This is a genomic window from Rhizobium sp. P40RR-XXII (genome assembly GCF_012641405.1).
Lineage (GTDB): Bacteria > Pseudomonadota > Alphaproteobacteria > Rhizobiales > Rhizobiaceae > Rhizobium.
This window is the reverse complement of the sequence record NZ_JABAII010000002.1, coordinates 627,354-641,012: the sequence shown is the minus strand read 5'-3', so window position 1 is coordinate 641,012 and position 13,659 is coordinate 627,354. Positions and strand designations below refer to the sequence as shown.

The window sequence follows — 13,659 nt, the reverse complement described above, 5'->3', positions numbered from 1 at the left end:
CGATCCCCTTCCGTCTACTACTCTCTGTAGAGGGGTGACATTCCAGTCACCGGTCAAGAACCAGTTAGTTTGGGAGGTTGCCTTTATTGCATGATAACCTCCCACGCCTTCACGGCGCACCATAGGAGCCAAACAGGATGATCTTCAGGATGCGCCCGCGCTTCTTGAACTCTGCGGTCCCATCCTTTAGCGCATCCTCAAACTCTTCGTGCAGGATCTCGACGGCGCGCTCGAGCTCTCGCTGCTTCTTTGGCGGGATGTGATCGAGGGAGAATTTCATCATGGGCGGCGCATCAATCCGCGAACCGGATTTCCAAGTGACTGTCGTATACGGAGGGCGGGCATTGGGAGCGACCATACACCAGTCGTCGCCAAGCACAAACGATACCAAACGCGAACGCGGCATCGTCGCCGATGGGCGCCATGGCGGTGAACTTGTCCCCGATCCTCTTAACCGCCGTGAGTGGCTCTTTAGCGGCTGAAACGATTGGGGCGGTCTACCAAAGGGCAGAAAATCGAAGTAGGCGTCAAATCTAACGCTGAAAACGCTGCAAAAAATCGGTAGGCGAAGCGCTCGAAATGCGAAAAAAGGCCTACAGCGAGATACCCCACCTACGGGGTATCGTGGCAAAGCCGATGCCTCCGATAACGCAATCCTTCCGATCCAAGCATCGCAGGCCGTCGTATTTCATATTGGAGGGCGAGGAGTTCATCCCCGCCCGACGCGAGTAGGGCCGCGAGTTTCGCGGCGTTCGGCCACGCTGCAGGACAATCCTCGATCCGCTCATCGCAAGCCGTGAACTTGTCACCCGAATGCGCCAGAGCCTTCTTTGTGAAGGTGTGAATGGTCGACTGTGCAATTGCCAACCCTCGCTCGTAGGCGACAAGGGACAGAATCCCGAAGGGGAAGGTTAAATACGCGATTTGATCGGCCTTTTTGCCGTCCATCGACAAACGGTATGCGAGGCCTCGCGGTTGTTGCGCTTCGATCAGTTCGTTAAACGTCTGTTTGAAGAAGTTTGCCATCTCTGGCCTCGGCTGATCGACCTCGAACCGATGACGACCATGCATGAGGTACCGTGGATCCGGCCTGGTGCCGTCCAGCAGGCAGAAGTGCAACTCTCCCTTCTGGAGATTAAACCCAAGGATCGCCATCAGTTTGCCTTTCTACGCAATACACGCGCTCGTCATGCCCCGAATCAAAGAGCTCGGGCGAAAGACGCCCGAGCTTTTGGATGATTTTATTCAGGCGGACTGTTCCGCCTGAAAGATGTTTTTGTCTCAGTCTGGGAGGCGATTTAGGCGGAAGAATCCATCCAAACGCCTCCGGGAGATTGTTTCAATGGACGCGAGACATGCAAAGCGTGTAGGCAGCCAGCGATTATGTCGTAGCACTATTAGATCTATCAATGACTTAACATGTGCAGTGGCCAATTGAAAATGACGCAATGGCCACATGAATTTGACGGGCATCTTAATACCCTCAAAACAGGGGGTCTCGAACGCTGCCGAAGCTTCCCCACTCTGTCGCGCGTCCTCGCGACACGTTGGCTCTGGGCCGTTGGACGACGTTAGCAATCGGTGAGGTCACGCTTGCGGTGTAAGGCGTCGCGAGATATCGGTACCGCAAGTTGAACATCTCCTTATCGAGTCCAAATTGAGCAACGTACTGAAAGGCATCGAGAAGCCATCGAAATGGCCCAATGCGAACGCGCGCCTTCTGGGCGTGGGGCTCGGACTTCCCGTTGATCCGCTTGATCGGCTTGGCACTTTCAGTCCCGACGAGTTCGAACGCTTCGTTCTCGAGTGGGCGGACGGTTACCTCGCGGAGAAGGTACCGGGCGTCAGCGAGCTCCAGCCGAGGGGCGGTGCTGGCGATAAGGGAAGGGACATTGTGGTTTGGTTCGGGAAACCGGGCGACCCGGACAGGTACTGGCACCTCTACCAGTGCAAGCGGTACAGTTCCGCCTTGGGGGAGGCGTCCGCTCTCGGCGAGATTGGCAAGGTCCTTTATTTCGCATCGAGAGGCGACTTCATTGCTCCCAGGGAATACTGGTTCGTGGCCCGTAAAGGTGTCACCGGCGGCCTGCAGGATCTCCTTGACTGATCTTTTGGGATTGAAGCACTCTTCGTTGGGGCCTCCGTGCACGATTTTATCCACGACGACCATCTCAGTCGCGGATGCCCCTCTGAATAGGGCGCACAAAAACAGGTCCAGGGAGGCGTCCGGAAACGATGCCATGATCGGTGTGCCGCCCATAGGGTTTCCATAGGCGATGGCGGCTGCACTGCCAGGTGCCTGTCACAGAGCCGGCTACTATGTTCTGGGCTTTCGAGCGCTCTTGGTTGCGCGCTTCGATAAGCCGCGGGCTGCAGCGTTGGAACCGTTTTGTGAACCGGTGCTCTCCGACAGGTTCAGAATGTTCTGAACGACGAGCGAGATGGCAGGCTCTTCGTTTGCGATATACGACGGGCTCTTGTCCTCGATCCTAGGGATCGGCTTTTTCTCCGCCCATTGAATGGCCTTTCCGTCGGAGCCCTTGCGCTTCTTCTTTTCGAAGATATCGCGGTAGCGGCGAGGGGAGATGCCGATAAACGGCTCGAAGAGCACTTTCGAATACTGCTCGGACAACGAAAAGGTGATCGAATCTTCGTGAAGGTCCTTTGCGTGGCTCTTGGGATATGGCTCAAGGAACACGACCCGCCGGATTCCGGAGGAGACGATATGCTTTGCGCACATGTGGCATGGGAAGGTCGTCGTGAAGAGGATCGAATCCGCCAGCGCCTTGCCCTTGCGAGCGGCGTCGGTGATCGCCGACATCTCCGCGTGGATGATGCGGCCGAATTCGATGATGTCCATGACGCGCGAATCCGAGATCAGTCGCTCGGTCATCATCTTCTTAACCTGGTTCGAGGTAGCGCCTTCCTTTTCCAACTTGTCCGAGAGATAGCCGAGCTGTCCCATCCGGTCGACGAGGTCGTGGAGCAGCCTCAGCTTGCGGCTGTGATTTCCATCTTCGCCTTCCTCGAAGTCGCGATGGCGGGTACCTGCGTCGTCGCACCAATACGTTCCACCGAACGCCTTCGGCACTTCGTTGCAGCCCAGAGTTATCACTTCGCCGCGATCCGAAAAGATTGCAGCTCCGATCTGACGCGAGAGATCGAGTGATCGAAGCGAGGCGCCGGCCGCGGCGTACATACCGTATTCCGCTTTGGTCGGCGAAAGCCCGTTGTGGCCGAAGAAAGCATTGACGAATCTTTCAACGACTTCCTTTGCTTCGCGGCCACCCTGGCCTGGGACGAACACGTCTCCGAGCGGGAACACGTCGGACACACGCTGGCCGAAGACCTCATCGACCTCGTTATTGTCTTTCGCGATGAGTCCTATCGCTTCCTTTTCGGCTTCATCGTCTTCAATGATTTTGGTGCCGAAACCTTTGATCTTCTTCATGAGCTGACGACGGCGCTCGTCCGGATCCGAATAGATCGAGACCTGCACGAACTTCCGGCCGTAGACCGCTCGAAGAAGCGTGATCTCCTCTTCGCGCTTAAGCTGTCGGACGATGTAGACGGTGCCAAGAGTCGGTTCGTCGGGACGGCGGCTTTCGTTGCGGCGAGCTCTCATGCGCCGGATTTCGCTGATCGCAAGGCAAGCCAACGCGGCGTTGTTGTTCACCTTCCGCCGGACGTCGTCCGAGTGGCCGATCAAGGACTCGTACCTGTTCATATAGCTCGATTCATCCACAACGATCTGCGGCAAGACATCCCGCATCACCCGTGTAATGTGGATCAGCTCGCTCTTGTACTGGACTTTGCCCAGTGCTTCCTTCAAGAACTCAACGACCGCGTCGAGGTCGACGCCTATCGGTCCGACGAGTCCCATGACGATCTCCGGATTGTCCACGGTCGCAGCAGTTGTCACTCGTGACTCCTAGGGGAACTTTAAGACTGTGATGCGATTATCATATCGCTAGTTCGTTAATACAGGTATTATCGAGTCGGATCACTTGGAGGGTGTAGTGATGAAATTAAACCTAGCCGTGCAAGACAAGTCCACAAGCCAAGAGCGGGGAGACGAACTGCGCGCCATCATGAGGGACGCTGTAAAGAACGTGCTGGAGCGGCCTGAAACCCTTCGAGGGCCGTACGTGATCCGGGACGCCGATCTGAAACTCAAAGAGCGTCGCTGATCCGCTGCGTTTGCATTCTTCGGCCTGTGGCCGATGTCTCAGGCGATTTTTGCCTGCCAGATTCAACTTTCGCACCAAAGAACGATCGCCACATTCAGAAAGCGATCATAGCGCGTTGGTCGACGTCCAGCAGCGGACTATTTTAGTTCTGTATGCTGCGTCAGCGGGGTCCCGATCCGCGAGAAGCGTTTCCCAATGGCGGGTAAGATTCGTTACAAATGCCCCAGCGCACCTGCATGAGGAAACGGTCGGCCTCATGGAGCGAGGTCTGGCTGAGGGTCAAATTCACTTTTGCACGCGCCTCTGAAGAAATCATCGGTTCGACTGACATAAGTGCTCGAATCTGACCCCAGGCTTCATCCGAGCAGATTTATAGCAGTGCTGCAGGAGCCCAATCTGGACTTGGACTGCATTGGATACCGATGCGGATCGCAAGGGGCCAAGCCTCCCCAAGACATTTATTCCGATGGAACATCGGAGACTTCTTAGAAAACGCCACAGTCTGCAACCACTTAAACGCGTAAGTGCCGTTGAGTAATTCCCGAATCACCTGTAATCAGGAGCAGTTGCTTTCGGATACGCACTTTTATGTCCTTCCTCTTCTGCAAGGCTGATCATCACCTCGAGGTCATAGACCGGGCCTCGATGACCTTTCGCTCCGAACACAGTTTCCTGCTTGAGGCGACCGTGCCGAGCCGGTTCTTCCATCACGATTACTTTTGGACTGGTTCGGGCGCCGAACGCGAGACACTTCCCGAAGTTGTCTCAGAAATTGACGATTGGGGCTTTCCGCAGCATAGGATTCATGGCCCCCTCATTGTGGAGGGAAACGCGCGAATCCTTGTGGTCGATCTGGGAAGAACACTTAGACCCGGTGAGCAGACGACAGTGCATTTTCATCATAGGATGAAAGATTTGAGAGGAACGTTTAAACCGATGCTTCAGGTGCGCCCATCGTCGCAAGTCCGCGGGGAGATCACGTTGAAGCTGACGGTGCCAAATTGGCGTGGCCTCGAGGTGAACTTCCGTCAATTCACACACGATACGGAAAAGATACTTGTCTCGCGCAAGGTTGATCCGAAAGATTTGGATAACGGCCGGCTTGAGTTTGAGGCGATAATCGTTAACCCGGATAGTGGAAATTTCGGGCACAAGCTTGAATGGACCCACTATGAAACGTAGACAAGGTGTGAAGTCCGCACTAGCTAGTAGTAGAAGAACGAAAAGGGAGCAGGAAAATGGGCGTCGACACGTAACACGATCTACTGATGAAAAATCCGCAGGTGCGAGAAGGGCAACCGCATTCTTCTCGCACCTTGTGAGCCTTCTCGGAGCTGAGCCGAACGTCTACTGTTTAGCAGTGGCCCACATGGTTCCTAACACAGTCCTGTTCGTTCCCGAAGCACTTGACAAGCTGATGAACGTAAGCGCCGTGCTGGCGAAGCCGAAATCGGTCGAGCGGGCTGAGTACGACGAGATCGCTGCAAGATTTCCAACACCGCCTCTTTCTCGTGAATGGTCGGCTGATCCTGTCGCCGTCGTAAGTGAGCTGAAAAAGCTGGGCCTTTCACGCAAGTCGGTCGTCCTAGTCGACATCGGCGGCTACTTCGCCTCGTCGATAAACGAGATCGCCAAACTCTTCGATGGCAAGATACTTGGTGTTATGGAAGGCACCGAAAACGGCGTCCAGAAGTACGAAGCGCACCTGCCAATTTCCGTACCTATCATCACCGTCGCGAGAAGCCCGCTAAAACTGCCAGAGGACCACCTGGTGGCCTCGAGCATTGTATTCTCTATCGAGGCAGTTCTCCGCGGCCAGGCCGAAATTCTGCAGACCCGAACGGCCGCCGTGATCGGCTACGGCCGCGTTGGGCGATCGGTCGCGAGCATCCTCCGAAGCAGAGGAATTAACACGGTTGTATACGATTCCGATCCCATCAAACTCGCCGAGGCCGCCGCACGCGGCTTCCAGGCCAATACAAGGCTTGACCAGGCAATTGGGCAAGCGTCTCTCATCGTCTGTGCCACCGGGAACAAATCGCTGGACCTAAGGGGATTCGGAATGCTGCAATCGGGATGCGTCGTGGCTAGCGTCACCTCGGCGGACGACGAGTTCGACCTAGGCAGCCTTTCGAGAGGCTATCGTCGGATAGAGATTGAGAAGAATTACATTCGCTACGAAGAAAACAGAGAGAGCGGGCGCCACTTCTTCCTAATCGCTGACGGCAATGCCGCAAATTTCATCCACGGCGCCGTCATCGGTCCCGCCATTCAGCTTATCGAAGGCGAAAAGCTCTACGCCATAAAAAAGTTGATCCAAGGTGAGGTTCCACTCGCAGCGGAAAGCCTTGCCGAACTCGATAAAAAGTCCCGTGGCGAAGTTGCGGAAATCTGGATCGAGCACTTCCTGTAAACGCAGGGAATGCTTGAGACGGCTGACTACTCGCACCAAAGAACTCGACCTTCTCGAACCCAGAAGTGGGACTTGCATCCTGACTTCCGCCAGACTGACGGGTGGAGCGATGGATATCCAGCCTTGTTGACGCTGATGTCCCATCGCGGGAGAGCCTCCTTCAAGATTAGGAGCTCGATCTTGTCCCCACATCCGCACGGACACCGCATGCCGACGCTCCAGTCGTCGCCATCATCTCGCACCAGGACAAGATCGCGTGCCGGCAAGTCCGACGGCAAGGCGTCGCCCTCGATAATCTGCAGCCGACGGGCTGGGCCACACTTGTCCCACAGCCGCCGGAACCAGCGAACGATCCTCATGCTACATCCTTTCTCGGCTTACGGAACAGCGGCAGCCCGAGCAACGGCTCGACAGCTCCCCGACCAAGCAGCGCATTCTCGGTTCGCTCGAAGTCGTCTTCAGTGTGGTGATCCTCGTCACAAGCTGCGAAGCTGAATGCGATGCGGGCATAGTTGCGATTCGGCTCCTGGCGATAGGGGTAGGCGCGAGCGATGAACTCGTTCACCAAGACAGAAGCGGCCCTCATGTTCAGCGTGATCACCGACGGCGCCTCTTCGTGGATACCCTTAATGTATCCTGCGGCGAGCTCGTCCTGGAACGCGGCTGGGTCGGTTCGCTGCAAATACTCGGCTCGCAGGCTTTCCTGCGTGTACACGCCGCGGTCGGAAAGCGTAGAGCCGCCTGGCTGGACGTAGTCGATCCGGCCGCTGACATCAGCAACGGCAACCTTGCCGTCGTCAAGGAATGTCGGGATCGTGACACCGACATCAAGGAGGGGGATGAGGAACGCTGATGCGATCAGATCGGCATATTGGCGACCCTCCTTGCTGTCCACGCAACAGAAGATGACGTCACACTGACCAACCGCTTCGACTGCCTTCCGGGTTCCGAGCGTGTCTGTGATGCTGATGGCAACGCCGTCGCCGCGATGTTTGGCAATAGCAGCGGAGAACATTTCGACCTTCGAACGTGCTTGCTCGGCGTCCGCCAAAGTCGCATTGAGGATGCGGTTGAGGTTCTTCTTCTCGATCTTGTCCGGGTCGACGAGGGTAACAGAGCCGAAGCCAAGACGCGCAACCTGTTCCGCGGAAATGGATCCCGTTCCTGATACGCCGATCACAGCCGCGGACAGGCAGGAGAGTTCCTCGGTCATCGCACCTGTGAAGGCAAGTGGCCGATCTGCTGGGAGGCCATTGACGATCCGGTCGTTCCACCAGTAGCTGATATCGTCGCCTGCGATCGTCACGAGATCGACGGGCTGCGGTGTCATGTCGGGCGAATAGAGGCGAGCACGAATTGCACCTTCTGGGGTCATGATCGCCGAACCGTGGCAACTGTCGAAAGCTTCGAACAGACCGGGGATAACGCGCGCGTCGCTTTCGTTGTCGATATGCGAGAACTGCAACCAGCCACCCGGATGGGAATGAAGCAGGATGATCACGAGTCCTTCAGCTTCGGCGATATCGATAGCTTCTTCAATGTAGCCGCCGGGCCAGACGATGGCGTCCGGCTTGCGAACCGGACAGGCTTCGTGCGGAACCAGCAGGGCCTGCCGAACAACGAGCCGCTGTCGGGGACCGGGCGAGGGGGCGCAGATGAGGATTGCCGCGGCCTCATTGCCGTCAGAGAGCAAATGAGCCTTGAGCATGGAGTGTGTGACGCCCGCCATCGCAAGGGTATGTTCGGGCATCATTCGCCAACCTCCTTAGCGAGAGAGGACTCTACCAGAGCGAGGTGGGTGACGACGTTGTCGCGCTGGGGATTCCACGGGACAACATTGCCACGGTGGCGCGACCAACGCTGGAAGGGAAGACCGCCGATACTCTGGACCGCCTCGGTCGCAGGGATGGGGGCTCCCGTCGCTCGCTGCAGGGGCGGATAGACGTAGAACATGTCGATCTGCGACTGCGGGTACGTAGGCGGGATCATGAGGGCGAGCGTCGTGGTGGTCGCCGTGTAGCCAGCGGGAACCGGATAATCGTGAACTATCAGCCAGCGATGACCGTCGCTGTTGCGGGTTTCCCACTGGAGGCCAAGGCCGCCCAGGTAGGACTCGTCAACTTCCAGAAGCGCGAAGTCACGGTGAGGCGCGGTGCGCGCCTCACCGTTGCTCACATCCTTTGCCGTCAGGCGGATCTTCTCAATTCCCGGCGCGCGCAAATCGATTTCGTCACCGACCGAAAGCTGACGCTTGGGCTGGCCTTGGACCTTGAGGATGATGATCCAGGCGTTCGGATCGAAACCTGCGCGGGTAAGTGCGTCCACCACCGAAATCACGGGGGTGATGGAGATGATCTTCTTGCCCTGCACGTTCAGTTCCCAGACCTCGGGCTTCTGACTGCGGAACTGTTCGATGCCGTCCTTCTTGATCTTGATGATATCGCTATCTTCTAAAAGGCGGTCAGGCTCGTCAGTGCGCTCGAGATAGATAGAGCGGTCAGCAGGGATCCGACCGAGCTTGCGGACAACGGCCCCGGAGATCTCGTCGGCGGGCCAATCGAGTGCTTCACCTTCGATGGCAATGCGATTGCTGCTGTCGCTTTCGGCGACAATGAACTTCGTGCCCTTGCCGAGGTCGGCTTCTTCCTGGGCACGGAGTTCTTCGAGATCACCGTCATCACGCCACTGGAGGACGTAGGGGTACTGGTCCGCGTTGAAGCCAGCGGCCTTCGCGATCTTGCCACCGCTAGGCGTATTGGTGTCCAGTAGAAAAGCGTGGAAGTTGAGGTCGAGACCGGCGATTTCGACAGTAGTGTTCTTGCCGCGGTCCGTTTCCTGATGTTCGATAGTCATAATTTGTGATTCCTAGTTGATAAAGTTTTGGGAGGACAGGTCGTCCACCTCCTTTGCGGACGGCACCGGCGATTCCGACACGAAAGAAATTTGTCGGAATCTGCGTTGCCGTGCGCAAGCAGACTGAAGATCAAGGAGGAGATCGACATATGTATAAGAAAATGCGGAGGAGCTGGTGGGTCAGCCTGACGAAGAACACTATGGAGCAGAAGACGCCATTGCGGCGTTCGACGCGCTTTCCGACAACGATCGGAGCAACCTTGCCCGCATCGCCCGCTTCATAGCGGGCACCAGCGGCTTCCCATCTCCAGATGACCTGATCAACGAGGCATACGTTCGAATCGCCGAAGGGAAACGACGCTGGCCGCGGGAGCACGGATTCATCCCGTTCGTGGCGGGCGTGATGAAGAGCCTACGCAGCGATAGCGTATTCGTGACCGATGAAAGAAAGGTCGTGCGCCTGGAGCAGGGCTTCGCTATCGTGACCTCCGAGGATCTCCAGATGGTGGCCGCGAACGACGACGATGGCGGGCTTGCCCGCAAGGTAATTATGGAAGACGCGATATCCAAGCTGGAGGAACATTTCGCGGATGATGACGAGATGCTGCTGCTCCTCATGGGTATCCAAGAAGGTTTGATAGGAAAGGATCTGCAGGAGGCTGTGGGAGTAGACGAGAAGCGCCTTGAAGCGTTACGCACCCGGCTGAAGCGGAAGATTGACAAGCTCGCCGATGGCTATCGAGCGAAGGAAGGGCTGGCGTGATGAGCGACAAGAAGGACGCCGTGGACAACTTCATAGACTTCATCCTCTCCGACGATAGCCCTGTCGGTCCGGAAGATGAGGCAAACATTCAGATGTTCAACAATGCTATCGAAAGTGCAAAAGTCAGGCTCGCGAAGTCGCGATTAGAGCGCGCTCGCGCCGGTGCATTTTCCAGCAATATGTCTAATGGTGTAAGCAACCTCGATAAGGAGCGTGCGAAGCGTCGGTATGACCGCGCGAAAGCGGGTGATTCAACCGCAGGTCTCACTTTGGCTGCTCGTTTTGGTGATGGTTCCATGGACGATGATCTCGAAGCAATTCTTGAAGATCTCGCGGAATTGGAAGACGAAGACAGAAACAATGAAGAGAATTGATCCGCTTCCTACAAATTTGTCTCCAGATGCATTGCTTCGCTCCCTTGGAATTACAGAACCTCGCGATATCGATATCGAGGCGATAGCTTACTATGTCGGCCTTCGCGTAAAGCGGCGCTGTCTCAAGTGCTGTGAGGCAATGATCACAGGTCTGGGGAATAAGGGCATCATATCGGTCAATCCGGGTGGCATGCCTCAGCGCGAGCGCTTCTCGATTGCTCATGAACTCGGCCATTGGGCTCATCACCGCGGCGAGACCGTTGCCTGCCGCGCAACCGACATCGGAAAGTTCTCGAAGACGAATAATGTCGAGCGCTCGGCCGACCAGTATGCCGCCGATCTCCTGATGCCGTGGTCCATGTTCAAGAACGAGTGCCGCAAGCATCCTCGTCTGGATTTGAAGGCGCTGAAGGAAGTGGCGGGTATCTTCAAGACTAGCCTAACAGCCACCTTGATTAGGATGATCGACAGCGACACTTATCCGGCATCGATGATGATCCGTCACGGTACTGGTGGTAGGAAATGGCATAGATCCGCTCCTAAAATGCCAACCTGGTGGTTCCCGAAAGAGGAATTGGATGCGGACAGCTTTGCGTTCGAATTGCTCCATAATCAGAACCAGGAAGAGCAACGCTTCCCCCGAAAAATCGGTGCGGACGCGTGGTTCGACAAGGCTTCTGCTGCCAGGTATGAAATTACGGAACAGTCGTTCCGAATTCCTGGAGAGGGCGTCGTAACGATCTTGAACCTCGACCCAAATATGGTTGGTTGAGGCTATTGGGTCCGGACGTCTGCTTGCCAAGAGAACGCTCTCGTACGGAGCGCACCAGTTCTCGGTCGGTCTTCCAAATAGAGCGATCGAATTTACTTCATCCTCAGCCAGTTCGATTCGGGCAAGTATCTCCATCGCCTTATGATGCTTGCCACGCAGCTCCTCAGGGAAAAGGTAGAAGCCGACACGCGCCTTTCTCCCCAATAGTGGTGCTATGAACATCTCGTTGATGTGCTTTGGATCCTTGATGGACACATCTTCGCTCGGACCACGTGATCAGCCGTCGCGGATGCTATGACAGGCAGTTCACGCTGTTCGGATCTGTGAATTGAAGACAGGCTGCATGCGCTGCGCTTTGTTTCGTGTCAAAGTTGAAAAGCGATTCGTTTATGCGACACGCCGTGCACAAATGGAGTCCTTGATGGTCGACGGAATATATTTCCCTTGTCTGAGTACCAAAGCCTTCGAGTTTCTGGCCTATGAGAAGAGTGACGAAGGCGTGAAGGACGGATGCATCCCCGTCGTCACGCTGACGCGATACGGCAAGGCCGAGAGTTTTCAGGAGGCTGCGGGTTTCCTTCTGTCCGCTCTCGATGGGCGTCCTGCGATCGTCGACTTCGACCCCACACCAGTGGAGGTGACTTCGGCCGCCGAGGCAGAACGGGATCGCCAGCGTCGAAGCGCAGCCAGGGTGCAAACTGGCGGGAAGCCGATCAAGGGTCGCAGCGAGAGGCAGCTTGCCAGCGATCAGCGCGACAGAGACGGCAAGGAAGCCTTCAACACGCATCTTGAGATGCTGGGCGACCCCGTGAAGGGGCCGACATCCTGGATAGGCATCATCGCTGGCTTCCCATCCCTTATTCCCACGGTTCGACTGCCAAGTCCCGAGGTTGTCGCCGAACAGATCGCACTTGCCAGGGACCTCGGCTGCGGCTGTGCGGTCCGTGTGAGGCTCAAGGAGCCCGCTGACACTTCAAACTTCCTTCGATCACTGCCACTCATCGAGTCCTGGCCTGACGGCAAGTCATTCCTCCTGGTTGATGCTGGCTACATCCGCAACAAGGTTCCTGCGAACGCAGAGGCGGTGAAGGACTTCCTTTCCCGAACAAAGGCAGCAATGGGGGATCTATTCAACCGAATCGAGGTGGTGCTGCTCTCGAATAGTTTCCCAAAGGATTCATTGAAAGACTATCCGGAGGTGATCGCGATGGGCGAGGTGGAGCTCTATCGGTCCGTTATAAGGCACTGGAAGATCAGCTACGGAGACTATATGTCCGTGGCGAAAAGACCGAAAGGCTCCGGAAGCAATGGCTGGTATCCTCACGTCGACCTGGTCGAAGCGGAGAGCTGGCGCATCAAACTCGACATGGTGAAAGACGATCCACAAGGGTTCGTGCGAGCAGCGACAGCTCTGATCGGCGAACCTGCGTGGCAGGGCCGCGAGCGTTGTTGGGGAACGACCGTGATTGAAGCGGTTAGGGAAGGGAAGCTAAAGGTCGACGGAACCACCTTCACCGTACCCGGTCCCTGGCTTTCGGTTAGAGCAAACCAGCACCTTGCGAGGATGGCCCGCAGATGATTGCCGCTCGCGCGAAAGCGGACCACCCGTGGAGAACCTCGAACGTTGCACGTACCTTCAGCACGTGTTTCACGAAGGATGCGATATCTTTGGCCTTGATGCCGGATGTAGCGGTATCTGCGAGTTCCGAAAAGATCTTACGGCTCGCACCTTTCTGAAGGGAATGGATGGAGAGCAGTGTCATTAGCTCTTGACGTTCGAGCATGTTCACCAGCGCCCACGCACTGAGCGACCGGTTTCGGTGCCCCTTGCGGAGACTCCTCAGCCTGCAGCTTTCTCCATGCGGCCGCGCCAGGATTACCGACCACCAGTCTGGTATCAATTGCACGGCCTCGTCGAGATGCCGCTCACCGACGACAAGTGTCATGCGGTCAGCGATTTCGCCATAGAGCATTGCCTGTCTTTCGAGGCGCTCAAGTGTGTCCTTGTCACTCTTGATTTCGAAACCATCGATGAGGCCGTTCACGACGGCGACATCGATGCGTGCGGAACCCCGGCCAACGCGTAGCTCGTCCACGATCACGGCATCCTGGCCGTCATGCGTGGTCGCAAGCCGCTGCCGGATCACCTTTCGGATTATGGGGTCGTTGGTCAGGGTCATGGGCCTTCTGGGCGTGTCGAACTTCTTAGGGCACTGCGATCACGCAGCGTGGCTACTATCGTCATCGTCGGCGGCGAACAAGTCACTTTCAAAGACGATAGACGTGTTCGTGTT

General features: G+C 56.5%; 14 protein-coding genes and 1 pseudogene. 8 read left to right on the top strand and 7 right to left on the bottom strand.

What is annotated here, in order from left to right; genetic code table 11:
• Window positions 1-121 precede the first annotated feature (121 nt).
• Window positions 122-283: pseudogene (locus tag HGP16_RS06425) on the bottom strand (nucleotidyltransferase); the annotation flags it as partial.
• Window positions 284-612: 329 nt separating this feature from the next.
• Entirely contained in the window at window positions 613-1,155 is a 543-nt protein-coding gene (locus HGP16_RS06420) for a hypothetical protein (RefSeq protein ID WP_168839151.1), read from the bottom strand.
• Window positions 1,156-1,657: 502 nt separating this feature from the next.
• Here HGP16_RS06420 and HGP16_RS06415 point away from each other — a divergent pair.
• Entirely contained in the window at window positions 1,658-2,107 is a 450-nt protein-coding gene (locus tag HGP16_RS06415; RefSeq protein ID WP_168839150.1) for a restriction endonuclease, read from the top strand.
• 210 nt (window positions 2,108-2,317) lie between these two features.
• Here the strand turns inward: HGP16_RS06415 and HGP16_RS06410 are convergent, their stop codons facing one another.
• Complete coding sequence (locus HGP16_RS06410; RefSeq protein ID WP_168839149.1) at window positions 2,318-3,922, bottom strand: anti-phage dCTP deaminase; 1,605 nt, start codon at window positions 3,920-3,922, stop codon at window positions 2,318-2,320.
• Window positions 3,923-4,019: 97 nt separating this feature from the next.
• Between HGP16_RS06410 and HGP16_RS06405 the strand changes: the two genes are divergently transcribed.
• From HGP16_RS06405 to HGP16_RS06395, 3 genes are all read left to right on the top strand, one after another.
• The gene (locus HGP16_RS06405; protein ID WP_168839148.1) at window positions 4,020-4,190 is read left to right on the top strand and encodes a hypothetical protein; all 171 of its coding nucleotides are present in this window, start codon (window positions 4,020-4,022) and stop codon (window positions 4,188-4,190) included.
• Between the two features lie 588 nt (window positions 4,191-4,778).
• Window positions 4,779-5,372 carry a hypothetical protein gene (locus HGP16_RS06400; protein WP_168839147.1) on the top strand — a complete coding sequence of 198 codons (594 nt, stop codon included), beginning with the start codon at window positions 4,779-4,781 and terminating at the stop codon, window positions 5,370-5,372.
• Window positions 5,373-5,559: 187 nt separating this feature from the next.
• A complete protein-coding gene (locus HGP16_RS06395; RefSeq protein ID WP_168839146.1) occupies window positions 5,560-6,603 on the top strand; it encodes an NAD(P)-dependent oxidoreductase in 1,044 nt (347 codons plus the stop codon).
• A gap of 26 nt (window positions 6,604-6,629) precedes the next feature.
• On the opposite strand, the gene HGP16_RS34530 is transcribed toward HGP16_RS06395, so the two are convergent.
• The 3 genes from HGP16_RS34530 to HGP16_RS06385 all read right to left on the bottom strand — a co-directional run bounded on the left by HGP16_RS34530 (window position 6,630) and on the right by HGP16_RS06385 (window position 9,456).
• Window positions 6,630-6,812: a DUF6527 family protein gene (locus tag HGP16_RS34530; protein WP_246703245.1), complete on the bottom strand. Its 183-nt coding sequence runs from the start codon at window positions 6,810-6,812 to the stop codon at window positions 6,630-6,632.
• A 146-nt stretch (window positions 6,813-6,958) separates the two neighbouring features.
• Window positions 6,959-8,356: a ThiF family adenylyltransferase gene (locus HGP16_RS06390; RefSeq protein WP_168839145.1), complete on the bottom strand. Its 1,398-nt coding sequence runs from the start codon at window positions 8,354-8,356 to the stop codon at window positions 6,959-6,961.
• Window positions 8,353-9,456, bottom strand: a complete 1,104-nt coding sequence (locus HGP16_RS06385; protein ID WP_168839144.1) for a multiubiquitin domain-containing protein — start codon at window positions 9,454-9,456, stop codon at window positions 8,353-8,355. The genes HGP16_RS06390 and HGP16_RS06385 overlap by 4 nt, the downstream gene beginning before the upstream one ends.
• 175 nt (window positions 9,457-9,631) lie before the next feature.
• Here HGP16_RS06385 and HGP16_RS06380 point away from each other — a divergent pair, with 175 nt between their 5' ends.
• The 4 genes from HGP16_RS06380 (at window position 9,632) to HGP16_RS06365 (ending at window position 12,944) form a co-directional block, all read left to right on the top strand.
• The gene (locus HGP16_RS06380; RefSeq protein WP_168839143.1) at window positions 9,632-10,219 is read left to right on the top strand and encodes a transposase; all 588 of its coding nucleotides are present in this window, start codon (window positions 9,632-9,634) and stop codon (window positions 10,217-10,219) included.
• A complete protein-coding gene (locus tag HGP16_RS06375) occupies window positions 10,219-10,593 on the top strand; it encodes a hypothetical protein (protein ID WP_168839142.1) in 375 nt (124 codons plus the stop codon). The genes HGP16_RS06380 and HGP16_RS06375 overlap by 1 nt, the downstream gene beginning before the upstream one ends.
• Window positions 10,580-11,365 (top strand): ImmA/IrrE family metallo-endopeptidase, encoded by a 786-nt coding sequence (locus HGP16_RS06370; protein WP_168839141.1) that lies wholly within the window; start codon window positions 10,580-10,582, stop codon window positions 11,363-11,365. The genes HGP16_RS06375 and HGP16_RS06370 overlap by 14 nt, the downstream gene beginning before the upstream one ends.
• A 421-nt stretch (window positions 11,366-11,786) precedes the next feature.
• Entirely contained in the window at window positions 11,787-12,944 is a 1,158-nt protein-coding gene (locus tag HGP16_RS06365) for a beta family protein (protein ID WP_168839140.1), read from the top strand.
• On the opposite strand, the gene HGP16_RS06360 is transcribed toward HGP16_RS06365, so the two are convergent.
• Window positions 12,904-13,545 carry a sce7726 family protein gene (locus HGP16_RS06360; protein ID WP_168839139.1) on the bottom strand — a complete coding sequence of 214 codons (642 nt, stop codon included), beginning with the start codon at window positions 13,543-13,545 and terminating at the stop codon, window positions 12,904-12,906. The genes HGP16_RS06365 and HGP16_RS06360 overlap by 41 nt on opposite strands.
• Between the last annotated feature and the right edge of the window lie 114 nt (window positions 13,546-13,659).

Coding starts and splice junctions, on each gene's coding strand:
- HGP16_RS06420 (WP_168839151.1), bottom strand. CDS start 1,155: ATGGCGATCCTTGGGTTTAATCTCCAGAAGGGAGAGTTGCACTTCTGC.
- HGP16_RS06400 (WP_168839147.1), top strand. CDS start 4,779: ATGTCCTTCCTCTTCTGCAAGGCTGATCATCACCTCGAGGTCATAGAC.
- HGP16_RS06370 (WP_168839141.1), top strand. CDS start 10,580: ATGAAGAGAATTGATCCGCTTCCTACAAATTTGTCTCCAGATGCATTG.
- HGP16_RS06395 (WP_168839146.1), top strand. CDS start 5,560: ATGGTTCCTAACACAGTCCTGTTCGTTCCCGAAGCACTTGACAAGCTG.
- HGP16_RS06385 (WP_168839144.1), bottom strand. CDS start 9,456: ATGACTATCGAACATCAGGAAACGGACCGCGGCAAGAACACTACTGTC.
- HGP16_RS06365 (WP_168839140.1), top strand. CDS start 11,787: ATGGTCGACGGAATATATTTCCCTTGTCTGAGTACCAAAGCCTTCGAG.
- HGP16_RS06375 (WP_168839142.1), top strand. CDS start 10,219: ATGAGCGACAAGAAGGACGCCGTGGACAACTTCATAGACTTCATCCTC.
- HGP16_RS06390 (WP_168839145.1), bottom strand. CDS start 8,356: ATGATGCCCGAACATACCCTTGCGATGGCGGGCGTCACACACTCCATG.
- HGP16_RS34530 (WP_246703245.1), bottom strand. CDS start 6,812: ATGCGGTGTCCGTGCGGATGTGGGGACAAGATCGAGCTCCTAATCTTG.
- HGP16_RS06360 (WP_168839139.1), bottom strand. CDS start 13,545: ATGACCCTGACCAACGACCCCATAATCCGAAAGGTGATCCGGCAGCGG.